Here is a 13924-nt window from a genome sequence, read left to right as displayed (position 1 = left end):
CGATGTCCTCCTCGCCGCGCCGCCGTCGCCTCTCGTCCGTCCCCCTGATCGCGGGCCTCGGCGTCGCCGGCCTCGCCCTCCTCGCCGGGTGCGCGCCCGGCGAGCCCGAGCTGCCCTCCTGCGTCACGCGCACGGCGGCCGACGCCGTCCCCGCCGACGGCGCGCTGTTCGGCGTGAACCCCGACTGGGGTCAGCAGACCCTCGCCGAGTACGCGGACCTGCTCGGCCGCGACCCCGGGGTCGCCGTGTCGTTCGCCGACGTGCCGATGGACGCGACGGACCTCGAGAACGTCCGCGCCGCCGGCGAGCAGGTGCGCGGCATGGGCGGCACGCTGCTGCTCACGCTCGAGCCGCGCGAGGGGCTCGCGGCCGTCACCGACGACGTGGCCGCCGACGTCGCGTCGCTCGTCGACGGGATCCAGCGCACGGGAGTGCCCGTCGTCGTCCGCTTCGCCCACGAGATGAACGGCTCCTGGTACGCGTGGGGCCAGCAGCCGGAGGAGTACGTCGCGGCCTTCCGCCGCATGGCCGACGCCCTGCACGCGGGTGCGCCCGGCAGCGCCACGATGTGGGCGCCGAACGAGGGCGGCGGGTACCCCTTCGAAGGCGGCCCGGCCGCGGCCGCGCCCGACAGCGCCGCGTTCCCGATCCTCGACACGGACGGCGACGGCGCCCTCACGATCGCCGACGACCCGTACGCCCCCTACTACCCGGGCGACGACGCGGTCGACTGGGTCGGCATGTCCCTGTACCACTGGGGCTCGAAGCACCCCTGGGGCGAGAACGTCCTCCCCGAGGAGGGCAAGTTCGCCGCACAGCTCACCGGCGAGTACGACGGGCTCGACGGCGACCAGACCGCGGTGCCCGACTTCTACGGCGTGTACGGCGTCGAGCACGGCAAGCCGGTCGCGATCCCCGAGACGGCAGCCCTCGTCGTGCCGCGCGGGGACGCGGCGGGCGAGCGCGCCATCAAGCGGGCGTGGTGGTCGCAGGTGCTGTCGGAGGAGACCGCGACCCGCTTCCCCGAGCTCAAGATGGTCAACTGGTTCGAGTGGGACAAGGACGAGGCCGAGGTCGGCGAGCGCGTCGACTGGACCGTGCTCGGCGACGCGGTCACCCGCGAGGCGTTCGCCGCGGAGCTCCCGGAGTGGCTCCGCTTCGGCGCCGATCCCGAGCCGTGCGCGCTGCCGACCACCGCGGCTCCCGACGCGGCCGGCTGACGCGGTCCGTCTCCCACCGGCGCGCGGGCGGCCGCGGGCGGGCGCATCGGATGCGCGTCAGGCGCCCTGCGCGCGCGGCCCGAACATGATCACCGCGACGCCGAGCAAGCAGATCACCGCGCCGATCACGTCCCAGCGGTCCGGCCGGTAGCCGTCCACCACGGCGCCCCACGCGAGCGATCCCGCGACGAACACGCCGCCGTACGCCGCGAGGATCCGCCCGAAGGACGCGTCCTCCTGCAGCGACGCGATGAAGCCGTACGCGCCGAGCGCCATCACCCCGAGCCCGGCCCACCACCACGGCCGCCCCTCGCGCACCGCCTGCCAGACGAGCCAGGCGCCGCCGATCTCGGCGACCGCGGCGAGGGCGAACAGGATCACGGTGCGCAGGAGCATGCCCCGAGCTTGGCGGATCCGCGCGGTGCAGGGCAGCCGCCCCGGCGGTCAGCCAGTCCGACCCTCAGCGCGTCCGCGCCTCAGCCCGTCAGGCCGTCGACGCGATGTCCGCCGCGAACGCCGCCACGCGGGTGCGCAGGTCGTCGATGAGCTGCGCGGTCGCCGCCTCGGGGTCGAAGCCGAGGTACGGGATGGGGCGCGGCTTCCGCACGTTCGCGTTGCACTCGAAGTCGGCGCACACGAGCGTGCCCACGGTGTTCCCGTTGCGGCCCGCGGCCCCGGCCCGCCGCGCGCCGTAGAAGACCACGGGAGCGGGGAGCCGCACGTCCTGGCACCAGGTGCACTGGGCGCGCGACCGCGGGGCGGCGCTCGCCTGCTGGAGCATCACGCCGACGAGGCGGTCGCCCACGGGGACGACGACGATGCCGCGCTGCGGGGCCTTCGGGTCGCGCCAGCCGAGGAAGTCGAGGCGGTCCCAGCGGAGGTCGGCGAAGCCCTCCGGGAGGTGGAGGTCGCGCGCCTCGCGCTGGGACGCGTTGACGAGGGAGGCGCGGATGTCGGATTCGGTCAGGGGGAGCATGGGGTGCCCTTCGTGCGGGGTCGCGGCGGTGCCGCGGGAACGGGTGTCAGGGGGTCGGCGTCCGGATCCTCGCGGATCGACGGCGCGCCGGGACGGGCCGGCCCCGAGGGGGGACGGCGGCGGATCCGGTGACTACCTGGTGCCGACGGACGAGCCGCCGACGACCTCCCCGCACCCCGAGGGCGTCGCGCTGCTGGTGCTGCTCACGCGTCGAGGCTACCCCGGGCGCAGGGACGCGGATCACGCGCTCGCGCCCGGCCACACGTAGTCGAGGTCGTCCGGATCCTCCGGGAACGCCGGCCGGTACAGCGCCGGCGCCTTCGCCAGCAGCTTCGAGCGGTGCGAGAGGTGCAGCTCCTCGCGGCCCCACCACGGCGGCTGCGCGATGCGGCCCTCGGTGTAGGCGGCGAGGTCCTCGGGCACCTCGGCGAGGATCACGAGCGTCTTCTCGAAGCAGGTGTCGGCGAAGCCGCGGGACATCCACTCGGCGCAGGTCGCCTCCTGGTACTCCATGAGCGCGGGCCGGTAGCCGCGCCACATGCGCGTGACGGGGTGGCTCTGCCAGCCGTAGCCCGGGACGGTCACGGCCTTCATCACCTGGAGCGTCTCGACGCGCTGCTTCCCGAGCCGCTTGTCGTCGAGCACCGCCATGCTCGCCGCGAGGTCCGGGTAGGGGAGGAACGTCTGCATCCGACCAGTCAACTCCGGCGGGGCGGATCCCGGTGCCGCCCCACCCGCGCCCCCTAGGATCGGCGGATGCTCGGAGCACTCGACCGCCTGGATCCGCCGCCCCGGCGCATCCTCCTCGGCGCGCCCGCGGGCACCGGCAAGTCCACGCTCGCCCGGCGCATCCACGTGCGCACCGGCGTGCCGTACCGGGAGCTCGACTCCCTCTTCCACGGGCCCGGCTGGACGGAGCTGCCCGGCTTCCGCGACGACGTCGAGGCCTTCTCCTCCCGGAACGCCTGGGTCAGCGAGTGGCAGTACACGACCCAGCTCGGGGAGCTGCTGCCGTCGCGCGCGGACACGCTGGTCTGGCTCGACCTGCCGGTCGCGGTGCAGATGGGTCGGTTGATCCGCCGCACGCTGCACCGCCGCTGGTACCGCGTGCCGCTCTGGCACGGGAACGTGGAGCCGCCTCTCCACACGATCCTCACGGACCCGGAGCACATCATCCGCTGGGGGTGGAAGGGGCGGGCGAAGCTGCGCCAGCGCATCGTGCGGGCGGCCATCGCGCACCCGCACCTGCGGATCGTGCGCCTGCGGTCGACCCGGGAGATCGACGTGTGGCTGCGCGGGCTGCCGCGGTCCGCGCCGCCGGCTCCGGCGCCGCCGGTGCGTCCGGCCGGCTCCGGGTAGGAGCCGCGGTCCCGGAGCCGCGTCAGCCCCGGGTCGCCGCCCCGTCCGCCGCGAACTCCTCGAGCAGCCGGAACCCGGCGCGATCGACGCCCTGGCACCGCGCGGAGAGCACGCCCACGCCGACGCCGGCCGCGCGGTCGACGCCGACCCAGCTGGCGAATCCGCCGGTCATCCCGTTGTGCCACGCCACGGGACGGCCGCGGTGGGCGAGCGTGATCCACCCGGCCCCGATGCGCACGCGCGAGGAGAAGTCGGCGACGGGGTCGAGCGCCACGATCCCCGGGGCCGACCCGTCGAGGATCGCCCGCAGCAGCGCGCCCACGGTGCCGACGCTCGCCCGGATCCCGCCCGCGGGCGCCAGGCCCTCGCCCGTCCACGGCTCGACCGGTCGGCCGGTCCGCGAGGATCCGCGCAGGTCGACCTCGCGGAGGTCCTCCGGGCGGGCCGGGGTCGACCAGCCGTCGCCCAGGACGCCGCGCAGCAGCCCGCCGTACCCGCGGCCATCGGCGCTGCCCAGGGCGTGCCCGAGCAGCTCGAAGCCGAGGTTCGAGTAGCGGGGCCGCGCGGGGCCGAGCCGCACACCGCGCGTCTGCTCGAGGAGCTCGTCGAGCGTCTCGCCGTACGGGTTCGCGCCGCGCAGGGAGAGGGCGATGCTGCGGCGGAGCACGTGCATGCCCGGGGCCAGCCGCGGGAGCCCGGAGCGGTGCACGGCGAGGGAGGCCAGGGTCACGCCGGCCACCGGGCCGTGGTCGGCCAGGGGGAGCAGGTCGCCCAGCGCGGTCGTGGGCGTGACCAGGCCGCGCTCCTGCGCGTCGGCGAACAGCATGCCCGTGAGCGCCTTGCCGACCGATCCGATCTCGTAGGCGCGCTCGGGCGCGGCGCGCGTCGTCGCGACGAGCACCCGCCCGGGCGTGGCCACCGCCACCGCCGCCGGCCACGACGTCCGCAGCGCCCGCCCGACCGGGCCGAGCAGCTCCGCGTCCCCCGTCCATCCGCGTGCCGTCACGTCGTCGCCTCCTCCGATGCCGGATCCGCCGTCGGCCTCCGCGGCCCACGGTCGTCAACGTGTGTTGACGGATCCTCCCGGCCGACGGTAGCGGAACCGAGGGACGGCGTCAACGTGTGTTGACGTCCGCGGGGCCGGCGTTACTGCTTGCCGTACCGGCGGTGGACGGCCTGCTTCGTCACGCCGAGGCACTCCGCGATGGCCTCCCAGGAGAGCCCGGCCTGGCGCGCGCTGCGGACGAGGCCCGCCTCCGTGCGCGCGAGCTCGCCGCGCAGCCGGGCGACGGTGCGGAGGGCGTCGGCCGGGCCCTGGTCTCGCAGGGAGGCGACGAGTCCCTGCAGTCCGTCCGCGGTCATCCGTCGATGCTAGTTGACGGCCGCGCGGGCCGGCCGGGCGGGGCGGGCCGACGGCGACGTGCGTCGCCGCCCCTCCGTCGCCAGCACCACGGCCACTCCTGCGCCGCACAGCGCGAACCCGGCGAGCGTCACGAGCGTGATCCGCTCACCGAGCAGCAGCGCGCCCGCCGCCGCCGTGGTCGGGGCGACCAGGAAGAGCAGGGCGTTGAGCGCCGTGATCCCGACCCGCTCGAGCAGCCACCAGTACAGGCCGTAGGCGCCGAGGGTGGGCACGAGGGCGGCGAGGACGGTGGTGATCCAGAAGGCGGGATCCGCGGGCGGGGCGAGCGTCCCCGTCGCGGCGGCGGCGACCAGCAGGGCCACCGAGGTGACGGCGACGTGCACGGTCAGGGTCACGAGCACGGGCGGCCGCCCGTTGGACCGGCGCTCGAGGAACGTGCCGGCCACGAGGCACGCCATCGCCGCCGCGGGGAGCAGGTACGCGACGGGATCCGCATCCGCCGCCCCCGCCTGCGACCGCACCACGAGCACCACCCCCACCGCGCCGAGCGCGAGCCCGCCCCACTGCGCGCCGCGCACGCGCAGCCCGAGCAGCGGGCCCACGAGGGTCGCGACGACGAGCGGCTGCACCGCGTCGATGAGCGCCGTGGTGCCGGTCGCGATCCCCGCGCCGATCGCCGCGTACACGAACGCGCAGTAGCCGAGCTGCGCGAAGCCGCCGATGAGCGCCTGCCGGCCGAGCGTCCGCGGGGCGATCCCGCGGGCCGCGCCGGTCACGACGACGAGCGCCGCGAGCACCACCGCGAGCGGCGCGAAGCGCCAGAGGAGCAGCGTCGTCGCGGGCACCTCGACCGTGCCGATGGCCGCGATGAGGAAGCCGGAGCTCCACGCGAGCACGAACCCGGCCGCGGCGGCCACGGTCACGAGGCGTCGAGGTATACCGATCTGTGTACTGGTCATGAGGTCGACTATACAGATCGGTATAGTGATGGCATGCGCACCCCCGCCCCGGACCTCGCCCCGCTCACCCCGGGAGCCCGCCGCGTGCTCGACGCGGCGTCCGAGCTGTTCTACGCGCGGGGGATCCACGTGGTCGGCGTGGATGCGGTCGCGGCCGCCGCGGGCGTGACGAAGAAGACGATCTACGACCGCTTCGGCTCCAAGGAGCGGCTCGTGGTCGCGTACCTGCAGCACCGCGACGCCCGGTGGCGCGCGCACCTCGAGGCGCACCTCGCGCGGGTGCCCGAGCCGGGGATCCCGCGGGTGCTCGCGCTGTTCGACGCGGCCATCACGTGGGCGGACGCGAACCTGCCCAAGGGCTGCGGCGCGATCAACGCCCGCGCCGAGCTGGGCGCCGAGGCGTCGGACGCCGACGACGACGGCCACGACGTGCTCCCCGAGGTCATGCGGCAGAAGGCGTGGATGCTCGAGCTGATCCGCGACGCGTGCCGCGAGGCCGGCGCCGCGGATCCCGCCACCACGGCCCGCAGCCTGATGCTCCTCTACGAGGGCGCCCTCGTCACGGTCGGCATGCGCACGTTCGCCCGACCCTTCGAGGCGGCGCGCGACGCGGCCCGCGGGATCCTCGAGGCGGCGATCCCGGCTGCGGCCGGTCGATGAGCGACGTCGCGATGTGCCCGTTCTGCGCTCTCCTGACGGGCGAGCCCATGGCGGCGCCGCTTCCGCCGGACGTCGTCGCCGAGCGCGAGCGGGCCGTCGCCGTCATCGCGCCGCGCTGGTGGCCGCGGAACCGGGGCCATGCCCTGGTGGTGCCGCGGACGCACGTCGCCGACCTGTACGCGATCGAGCGCGAGGATCACCACGGGGTCGTCGACCTGGTGCAGGAGGTCGCCGTCGCGATGCGGGCTACCTACGGGTGCTCCGGCATCTCCACGCGCCAGCACAACGAGCCGGCGGGCGGACAGGACGTGTTCCACCTGCACGTCCACGTCTTCCCGCGCTTCCCGGACGACGACCTGTACCGGTCCGATCCGCTGCCCGGGTTCGCGCCGCCCGAGGAGCGGCTGCCGTTCGCGCGGCTGCTGCGGGAGGCCCTCCCCGCCTGAGACGCAGCCCTACGCGTCGTACAGCAGCCAGAGCGACGGCGCCGCGCTCTCGTGCGGCGTCGGCGGGCGGTGCAGGAGGAGCTCGCGGCCGCCGTGCGGGACCACGTCGACGGCGTCGGCGGGGGAGACCCCGGGCGGCCAGGCGGGGAAGTCGGCGGAGCCGGCGGTGACGAACGGCAGGGTGGATCCGTCGCGCATCCGCACGAGGAACCGCAGGTACCCCATGCCCGACTCGCCCGCCGCGTGGATCCGCTCGGCCAGCTCCGCGGGCAGCCGCAGCGGGCTGTCCTCGATGCGCGCGACGTCCTCGACCTCGAAGGCGGCGCGCACGCGGTGGCCGGCGCGCGCGACGGCCCCGCGCTCGCCGACGAGCACGCGGTCGCGCACGTGGCCCGACCGCAGCGTGATCCGGCACGGCGCGAGGAGGCCGTCGTGCGTCCGCGGCACCCGGGCGAGCTGCGCGGCGAGCTCGGGGGTCAGCTGCATCCGGCCACGCTATCGGGCGGCCCCTCCTCGGACGCCGCCGCCCGGACGGCCTAGCGTCGAGGGGACGCGTCCCGAGCGCACCGATGCCCGGGCGCCGCGATCCACCCTTCAGGAGGAGCACCATGACCACACTCGCCATCGTGGGGGCCGGCACCGGCCTCGGCGCCGCCGTCGCCCGCCGCTTCGGAGCCGAGGGCTTCGCCGTCGCCCTCCTCTCGCGCAGCCAGGAGCGCGTCGACGACCTCGCGCGCACCCTCTCCGACGAGGGGATCGCCGCGCGCGGCTACGCGGCGAACGTCCGCGACCACGTCGCGCTCGCCGCCGCGCTCGACCGGGCCGCGCAGGACCTCGGCCCCGTCGAGGTCCTGCAGTACAGCCCGCTCCCGCAGAAGGAGTTCCTGCGTCCCGTGCTGGAGACCACGCCCGGCGACCTCGTCGGCGCGTTCGAGTTCTCGATCCAGGCCCCGGTCGCCGCCGTGCACCAGGTGCTCCAGGGGATGCGCGTCCTCGGCCGCGGCACCGTGCTGTTCGTCAACGGCGGCACGGCCGTGCAGCCGCTGCCCAAATTCGCCGGCACCTCGATCGGCTTCGCGGGCGAGACCGCCTACGGCCAGATGATCCACGAGGCGCTCGCGGGCGACGGGATCCACGTCGGTCAGCTGATCATCCCCGGGGCGATCCGGCCCGGCCACCCGAAGAAGGACCCGCAGGTCCTCGCCGACGCGCTGTGGGCGATGCACGTCGAGCGCGGGGAGTTCCGGCGCTTCGCCACCACCATGGACGACGAGTAGGCGCACATCCGATCGCGCGGGTCGCCCTGATGGGGGCCTGCGCGACACGTGCCCGGCTGCCAGTCTCGGAGCATGGAAGCCACCGCACCCCTGCTGACCTGGACCCTCGCCGCCGAGATCCCCGTGCCCGCCGACGTGCACGAGCTGCTCGTGGAAGGGGAGCAGGCGGTCGCCTCGTTCCGCACCTTCCGCGACTCCGCCACCTTCACGACGAAGCGCCTCATCGTGCGCGACGCCCAGGGCATCACGGGCAAGAAGGTCGAGCTGTACTCGCTGCCCTACAGCTCGATCAACATGTGGTCGACCGAGAACGCGGGCACCTTCGACCTCAACGCGGAGCTGGAGCTCTGGACGCGTGCCGGCCACATCAAGGTGAAGCTCGGCAAGGGCGCGGACATCCGGCGCATCGACGGCCTCATCGCGTGGGCCGTGCTGCACGCGCACTGACCCCGCCGATCGGGGTCCATCAGGTCCCGCGCACGGCGAAGAGGAGGAGGAGGAGCGACCCGAACGCGCTCCTCCTCCCCTCGTCCGGGGCGGCCCCGAGGGCCGGTCCGCGACTACTCCGCGGGCGTGGCCTTCACCAGGAACTCGACGGTCCCCTGGTCCTCGACGCTGACGAAGCCGAGATCCGGGGCCTCGACGCCGTAGTCGGAGAAGGTGACGGGGATGGATCCGCTCACCTGGACGCCGTCGCCCGAGAGCGCCGCCTGCAGCGGTACGGTCACGGTCTGCGTGACGCCGTGCATGGTGAGCTCGCCGGTCGCGTCGACCGTGGAGACCTCGCCGCTCGCGGGCACGGCCGCGTCGATCGGCTGCGTGAGCGTGAACGTCGCGTCGGGGTACTGCGACACCTGCATGGCCTCGTCGCGGAAGTACGAGTCGCGCGGCGGCTGGTCGGTGGCGATGCTCGCGACGTCGACCGTCACGGTGGCGGCGGAGAGGGTGGATCCGTCGACCGTGATGGTGCCGGACACGTCCTCCGTCGTGCCGACCACGGTCACGTCGGTGCCGTTGAGCACCTCGTCGACGCGGTAGCCGGCGGTGCTGCCGGCGCCGATGGCCCAGTCGCCGGACAGGTCGCTCGTGTCCAGCGTGGAGTCCGCGGGGGCGGCCGAGACGGACGGGGCGGCGGCGGGGGCGCCGACGATGACGTCCCGGTAGAACACCGGTCCGGCCACGGCGGCGGTGACGCCGAGCACGACGACCACGGCCGCGCTCGTGCCGAGGATGATCTTGGTCTTCTTCTGCATGGGGTCTCCTGATCCGGATGGTGCTCATCTGGTCGCCGCGAGAAGATGCGCCGACATCAGGGACGACGGACCAGCCGCGGAGAACGTTCACGCGCTCAGGGTCCTGCCAGCTTCGGGGTGGATCTGGGATCATTCCCCCACCGCGGTGAACCTTCCGGCCGTCCGTCTCGTCGTGGGAGGAGGAGGCACGGATGACCACGGAGAGCACGGCCAGCATGCGGGCGCTGCACGATGCGCACGCACCCGCGCTCCAGCGCTACGCGCTGCGGCTGACGGGCGATCCGGCGCTCGCCGAGGACGTCGTGCAGGAGGCGCTGCTGCGGGCCTGGCGCTCGCCGGCGATCCTCGCCGAGGACGACGAGTCCGCCCGCCGCTGGCTGTTCACGGTCGTCCGGAACCTCGTGATCGACGACCGCCGCAGCGCCTGGCGCGGCCGCGAGACGCCGACGGACACGCTGCCCGAGGATCCCGTCGCCGACGCGTCCGACGCCATCATCGACCGCCTGCTCGTCGCCGAGGCGCTCGCGTCCCTCTCGGCCGAGCACCGCCGCGCGGTGGTCAGCTGCTACCACCTCGGCCGGACCGTCGTGGAGACCGCCGAACGGGAGGGCGTCCCACCCGGCACCATCAAGTCCCGCCTCCACTACGCGCTCAAGGCGCTCCGGCTCGCCCTGCAGGAACGAGGAGTCACCCGATGAACGATCGCGCCGACGACATCCACGAGTGGGATGCCGCGTACGTGCTCGGCAGCCTGAGCGCCACCGACCGCGCGCTCTTCGAGGCCCACCTCGAGGGCTGCGACGCGTGCATGCGCTCCCTCGCCGAGCTCTCCGGCCTGCCCGGCGTGCTGCGGCTGCTGCCCGCCGAGGACGCGCTCGCGCTCCTCGACGAGCCGGACGCGGCCGGCGCGGCCCCTGCCGCCGGTCCGGCTTCCGCGGATCCCGCCGCCGCCGCCGCGGCCGCGGGTGCCCGGTCCGGATCCGGGCACCGCGTGCCGCGTCGCCGCCGCCCGTCGCGATCCGCGCCCTTCTCGCTCCCGCTGTCCCGTCGCGCGGGGGCCTGGCTCCTCGCGGCCGCCGCGGTCGTGCTGCTCGTGGGCGGCGCCGGCCTCGGATCCGCTCTCCGGGCGGGCGTGAGCGCGCCCGTCGCGGGTCCCACCGCGACCGCCACCGCGACCCCGACGGCGGACACGGCCCTCCCCGCCGACGCCGTGAGCATGCGCTCCGAGTTCGACGACACCGTCACCGCCCAGCTCGCCGTCACGGCGAAGCCGTGGGGCACGCGCTTCGACTGGAGCTGCGCGTACGCGGGCGGCGGCGGCGGGCTCGGCGCCTACGACCTCGTCGCGATCGCCCAGGACGGCACCCGCACGGTCGTCGCCTCGTGGGGCGCGGGCGAGGCGGAGGCGACCCAGCTCGCGGCCACCTCGAGCATCCCCATCGACCGCATCCGCGAGGTCCAGATCACCCCCTCCGACTCCGACGTGGTGCTGGCCAGCCGCGACCTCTAGCCCACGCGCCGCCAGCTCGTGATAGCGTGCGCGCTATCAGTGGAGGTGGTGGTCATGTCCATCGGGCAGGTGATCCAGGCGGCGCGGCGTGCCAGCGGCCTGTCGCAGCGGGAGGTGAGCAGCATCTCGGGCGTCGCGCAATCGACCGTCTCGGACGTCGAGTCGGGGCGCCGCGTCCCGAGCGCCACGACCGTCGAGCGGCTCCTGCGGTCGACCGGCCATCAGCTCGTCGCCATACCGACACGGCGGTCGGATGCCGCCGCCGCCGCGGAGGGCATCGCTCGAAGTCTTGCTTCCCGGCGCGGCGATCACGCCGTGCGCCACTTCATCCAGCTCGCCGACGATCTCGCGGCCGAGCATGAGAGCGTCCGGTTCGCCCTCACGATCGCCGAGCCGGCGCCCACGGGTGCCGAGCACTGGGACGCAGCCGTCGCCGCCCTGGTCGAGCACCGACTCCAGGAGGAGGGGCTCCCCCTGCCCGCCTGGGTCCGCTCCGACGAGCGACGCCTGTCGGACGAATGGACCTTCGGCTCGGGCCGCTACGTCATCCCCGTGGATCGAGCTCGTGTACCGGCAGCCTTCCTGCGGCATGGCGTGCTCCTCGACGCCGACACCCTGGTGAGCGTCTAGGTGGCGGTGTTCGACAGGGGTGACCTCGAGTCGGGGCTGCGCGAGCTGGCGGCGCTCCTCCTGGAGCGGGGGACGACCGGGGACATGCAGGTCTTCGGGTAAGCGGCGTTGTCGCTCGGGTCCTTCGACCGTGACACCACCGCCGACATCGATGCGCGCATCCGCTTCGACGCGGACGTCACCGATCTGCTGCAGCTGATGGCTCGCAGGCGCGGATGGCAGGCTGACTGGCTGAACGACGCAGGCAAGGGCTTCCTCCCGCTGTACGGGCGCCCGGTCGAATGGCGCACCATCTTCGACCGGGACGGCGTGACGATCCGGCTGGCATCTGCGGAGGCCCTGCTCGCGATGAAGCTCGACGCGAATCGCCCGGGGCGCGATGACGAGGACATCGCGCAGCTCCTGGTCATCTGCGGTGTCGACTCCCTGGCCGGCGCGGAGGAGGTCTTCGAGGCCTACTACCCCGGGGACTGCATGACCGAGAGGGCGATGCGCATGGTGGACGCCATCCTCGACGGTGGGGTGCCGCCTCGCGGCGAGCTCCCGCCCGCGCCTCGTCTGGACGGTTGACCCGCGCTCCCACCGGATCGCCCCCTGGCGCGCCGCGCGCGCCGCGCCCTACCCTGGTGCCCTCCACACCCGAGGAAACGCGAGCAGGCGAGGATCCGATGAGCGACCCGGCAGCCCCGGCCGACGTGCCCGAGACGCCCGCCGTGAGCGAGGCCGACGCGGCCGTCGTCGCCGCCCGCTGGAAGCGCAACGCGACCCTCTTCCTCAGCGGCCAGACCGTCTCGCTGTTCGGCTCGATGCTCGTCCAGTACGCGGTCATGTGGTACGTCACCTTCGAGACCCGCTCGGGCTTCGCGATCGCGCTCTACGCCGTCGCCGCGTTCCTCCCGCAGGGCATCGTCTCGATCTTCGGCGGCACCCTCGCCGACCGCATGAACCGGCGCGTGCTCGTGATCATCTCCGACAGCACCATCGCGATCGTCACCCTCGCCCTCGCGCTGCTGATGATGAACGGAGTCACCGACCTCTGGATCATCCTGCTCGCGGTCGCCGTGCGCTCCGTCGGCGCGGGGTTCCAGACGCCCGCGGTGCAGGCGATGATCCCGCAGATCGTGCCGCCCGAGCAGCTGCTGCGGATCAACGGCATCTTCGGCACCATCCAGTCGGCCATGGCCCTGCTCGCGCCGGCCGCCGCGGGCGCGATCTTCGCCGCCTACGGCCTCGTGCCCCTGTTCTTCGTCGACGCGATCACGGCCGCCATCGGCATCGCGTTCCTGCTGTCGGTCGCCGTGCCGACGCTGGCGTCCATCGCCGACAAGACGACGAGCTACCGCGAGGACCTCGTCGAGGGCATGCGCTACATCGCCGGGAACCCGGTCGTGCGCTGGCTCCTCGTCGTCTTCGCGATCATCTTCCTGCTCACCGTGGCGCCGTCGTTCATCACGCCGCTGCTGGTCGCCCGCACCTACGGCACCGAGGTGTGGATGGTGACGGTGCTCGAGATCGCCTTCAGCGTCGGGATGCTCGGCGGCGGCGCGCTCGTGGCGACGCTGCTCGCGAAGGCCGACCGCATGACGCTCATCATCGTCAGCTGCTTCGGCTTCGCGATCTTCACCGCCGGCCTCGGCCTCAGCCCGAACCTCTGGGTGTTCTACGGCTTCATGTTCGCGATCGGCCTGTTCGTGCCGCTGTTCTCGGCGCCGTTCATGACGCTCGTGCAGGAGACGGTGCAGCCCGAGATGCACGGCCGCGTCTTCAGCTACGTCGGCATCGTCATGGCGCTCGCGACCCCCATCGGCGCGGTCGCGTTCGGCCCGCTCGCCGACGTGTTCAGCGTGCAGGCGCTGCTGGTCGCGGCCGGCATCATCACCGTGATCGTGATCTCCGTGGCCGTCTCGCTCCCGTCGGGCCGCGCCGCGATCCGGCTGGCCCGCGCGAAGAAGGCGGAGGCCGAGGCGGCGGATCCGGACGCGGCGCCCGATGCGGCGACGACGACGGACGCGGCTCGGACGGTCCCGGGCGCCTAGCCCTCCCCGCGCGCGCCGCCCCGGTCCACGGGCGCGCTCGTGTCCGCATCGTCCACATGGGCGGCGGCGTCGCGTGCCATGTCGGCCTTCTGCGTGCGACGCGCGAGCACGATCACCACGGCCAGGAGGATCAGCGCCGCAGCTCCCAGCACGACATGACCGCTCCGGAGGAGGGCGAGCCCGCCGAACAGGAGGACGGGCAGGGCGAGGAGGTACGGCAGGCGGGCGTCCATGC

At 74.3% G+C, this 13924-nt stretch carries 20 protein-coding genes; 11 read left to right on the top strand and 9 right to left on the bottom strand.

Annotated elements, in window-relative coordinates; genetic code table 11:
- The first annotated feature begins 2 nt into the window (after positions 1-2).
- The gene (locus tag QFZ62_RS09585; protein ID WP_307504811.1) at positions 3-1220 is read left to right on the top strand and encodes a glycoside hydrolase family 26 protein; all 1218 of its coding nucleotides are present in this window, start codon (positions 3-5) and stop codon (positions 1218-1220) included.
- A gap of 57 nt (positions 1221-1277) precedes the next feature.
- Here QFZ62_RS09585 and QFZ62_RS09580 read toward each other — a convergent pair whose 3' ends face one another.
- The 3 genes from QFZ62_RS09580 to QFZ62_RS09570 all read right to left on the bottom strand — a co-directional run bounded on the left by QFZ62_RS09580 (position 1278) and on the right by QFZ62_RS09570 (position 2886).
- Entirely contained in the window at positions 1278-1616 is a 339-nt protein-coding gene (locus QFZ62_RS09580; RefSeq protein WP_307504808.1) for a YnfA family protein, read from the bottom strand.
- Between the two features lie 88 nt (positions 1617-1704).
- Positions 1705-2196 (bottom strand): FBP domain-containing protein, encoded by a 492-nt coding sequence (locus tag QFZ62_RS09575; protein ID WP_307504806.1) that lies wholly within the window; start codon positions 2194-2196, stop codon positions 1705-1707.
- Between the two features lie 240 nt (positions 2197-2436).
- Positions 2437-2886 carry an MSMEG_6728 family protein gene (locus QFZ62_RS09570; RefSeq protein WP_307504803.1) on the bottom strand — a complete coding sequence of 150 codons (450 nt, stop codon included), beginning with the start codon at positions 2884-2886 and terminating at the stop codon, positions 2437-2439.
- A 66-nt stretch (positions 2887-2952) separates the two neighbouring features.
- Between QFZ62_RS09570 and QFZ62_RS09565 the strand changes: the two genes are divergently transcribed.
- Positions 2953-3555 (top strand): AAA family ATPase, encoded by a 603-nt coding sequence (locus QFZ62_RS09565; protein WP_307504800.1) that lies wholly within the window; start codon positions 2953-2955, stop codon positions 3553-3555.
- A 22-nt stretch (positions 3556-3577) separates the two neighbouring features.
- Here QFZ62_RS09565 and QFZ62_RS09560 read toward each other — a convergent pair whose 3' ends face one another.
- From QFZ62_RS09560 to QFZ62_RS09550, 3 genes are all read right to left on the bottom strand, one after another.
- The gene (locus QFZ62_RS09560; RefSeq protein WP_307504797.1) at positions 3578-4561 is read right to left on the bottom strand and encodes a serine hydrolase; all 984 of its coding nucleotides are present in this window, start codon (positions 4559-4561) and stop codon (positions 3578-3580) included.
- 140 nt (positions 4562-4701) lie between these two features.
- A complete protein-coding gene (locus QFZ62_RS09555; protein WP_307504794.1) occupies positions 4702-4917 on the bottom strand; it encodes an AsnC family protein in 216 nt (71 codons plus the stop codon).
- A gap of 9 nt (positions 4918-4926) precedes the next feature.
- Positions 4927-5877 carry a DMT family transporter gene (locus tag QFZ62_RS09550; protein ID WP_307504792.1) on the bottom strand — a complete coding sequence of 317 codons (951 nt, stop codon included), beginning with the start codon at positions 5875-5877 and terminating at the stop codon, positions 4927-4929.
- A 33-nt stretch (positions 5878-5910) separates the two neighbouring features.
- On the opposite strand from QFZ62_RS09550, the gene QFZ62_RS09545 reads away from it, so the two are divergent.
- Together QFZ62_RS09545 and QFZ62_RS09540 are read left to right on the top strand one after the other, a co-directional pair.
- Positions 5911-6537, top strand: a complete 627-nt coding sequence (locus tag QFZ62_RS09545) for a TetR/AcrR family transcriptional regulator (RefSeq protein WP_307504788.1) — start codon at positions 5911-5913, stop codon at positions 6535-6537.
- On the top strand, positions 6534-6983 hold the full coding sequence (locus QFZ62_RS09540) for an HIT family protein (RefSeq protein WP_307504786.1): 450 nt from the start codon (positions 6534-6536) through the stop codon (positions 6981-6983). The genes QFZ62_RS09545 and QFZ62_RS09540 overlap by 4 nt, the downstream gene beginning before the upstream one ends.
- 9 nt (positions 6984-6992) lie before the next feature.
- Here QFZ62_RS09540 and QFZ62_RS09535 read toward each other — a convergent pair whose 3' ends face one another.
- Positions 6993-7469: a hypothetical protein gene (locus QFZ62_RS09535; protein WP_307504783.1), complete on the bottom strand. Its 477-nt coding sequence runs from the start codon at positions 7467-7469 to the stop codon at positions 6993-6995.
- A 122-nt stretch (positions 7470-7591) separates the two neighbouring features.
- On the opposite strand from QFZ62_RS09535, the gene QFZ62_RS09530 reads away from it, so the two are divergent.
- Both QFZ62_RS09530 and QFZ62_RS09525 read left to right on the top strand, forming a co-directional pair.
- Entirely contained in the window at positions 7592-8260 is a 669-nt protein-coding gene (locus tag QFZ62_RS09530) for an SDR family oxidoreductase (protein ID WP_307504779.1), read from the top strand.
- A gap of 72 nt (positions 8261-8332) precedes the next feature.
- On the top strand, positions 8333-8707 hold the full coding sequence (locus QFZ62_RS09525) for a PH domain-containing protein (protein WP_307504776.1): 375 nt from the start codon (positions 8333-8335) through the stop codon (positions 8705-8707).
- 113 nt (positions 8708-8820) lie between these two features.
- On the opposite strand, the gene QFZ62_RS09520 is transcribed toward QFZ62_RS09525, so the two are convergent.
- Complete coding sequence (locus tag QFZ62_RS09520) at positions 8821-9513, bottom strand: YceI family protein (protein ID WP_307504773.1); 693 nt, start codon at positions 9511-9513, stop codon at positions 8821-8823.
- A gap of 191 nt (positions 9514-9704) precedes the next feature.
- Here QFZ62_RS09520 and QFZ62_RS09515 point away from each other — a divergent pair, with 191 nt between their 5' ends.
- From QFZ62_RS09515 to QFZ62_RS09495, 5 genes are all read left to right on the top strand, one after another.
- A complete protein-coding gene (locus QFZ62_RS09515; RefSeq protein ID WP_307504769.1) occupies positions 9705-10211 on the top strand; it encodes a sigma-70 family RNA polymerase sigma factor in 507 nt (168 codons plus the stop codon).
- Positions 10208-11023, top strand: coding sequence for an anti-sigma factor (locus QFZ62_RS09510; RefSeq protein ID WP_307504766.1), 816 nt, complete (start codon positions 10208-10210; stop codon positions 11021-11023). Before QFZ62_RS09515 ends, QFZ62_RS09510 begins: the two co-directional genes overlap by 4 nt.
- A gap of 54 nt (positions 11024-11077) precedes the next feature.
- Entirely contained in the window at positions 11078-11653 is a 576-nt protein-coding gene (locus QFZ62_RS09505) for a helix-turn-helix domain-containing protein (RefSeq protein ID WP_307504763.1), read from the top strand.
- A 108-nt stretch (positions 11654-11761) separates the two neighbouring features.
- Positions 11762-12223 carry a hypothetical protein gene (locus tag QFZ62_RS09500; protein WP_307504760.1) on the top strand — a complete coding sequence of 154 codons (462 nt, stop codon included), beginning with the start codon at positions 11762-11764 and terminating at the stop codon, positions 12221-12223.
- Positions 12224-12321: 98 nt separating this feature from the next.
- On the top strand, positions 12322-13689 hold the full coding sequence (locus QFZ62_RS09495) for an MFS transporter (RefSeq protein ID WP_307504757.1): 1368 nt from the start codon (positions 12322-12324) through the stop codon (positions 13687-13689).
- Here the strand turns inward: QFZ62_RS09495 and QFZ62_RS09490 are convergent.
- Complete coding sequence (locus QFZ62_RS09490) at positions 13686-13922, bottom strand: hypothetical protein (RefSeq protein ID WP_307504754.1); 237 nt, start codon at positions 13920-13922, stop codon at positions 13686-13688. The genes QFZ62_RS09495 and QFZ62_RS09490 overlap by 4 nt on opposite strands.
- Positions 13923-13924: the final 2 nt, after the last annotated feature.

The organism is Clavibacter sp. B3I6 (assembly GCF_030816895.1).
GTDB lineage: Bacteria > Actinomycetota > Actinomycetes > Actinomycetales > Microbacteriaceae > Clavibacter.
Note: the sequence above shows the minus strand (reverse complement) of the source record. Positions and strands in the feature narration are given on the sequence as shown.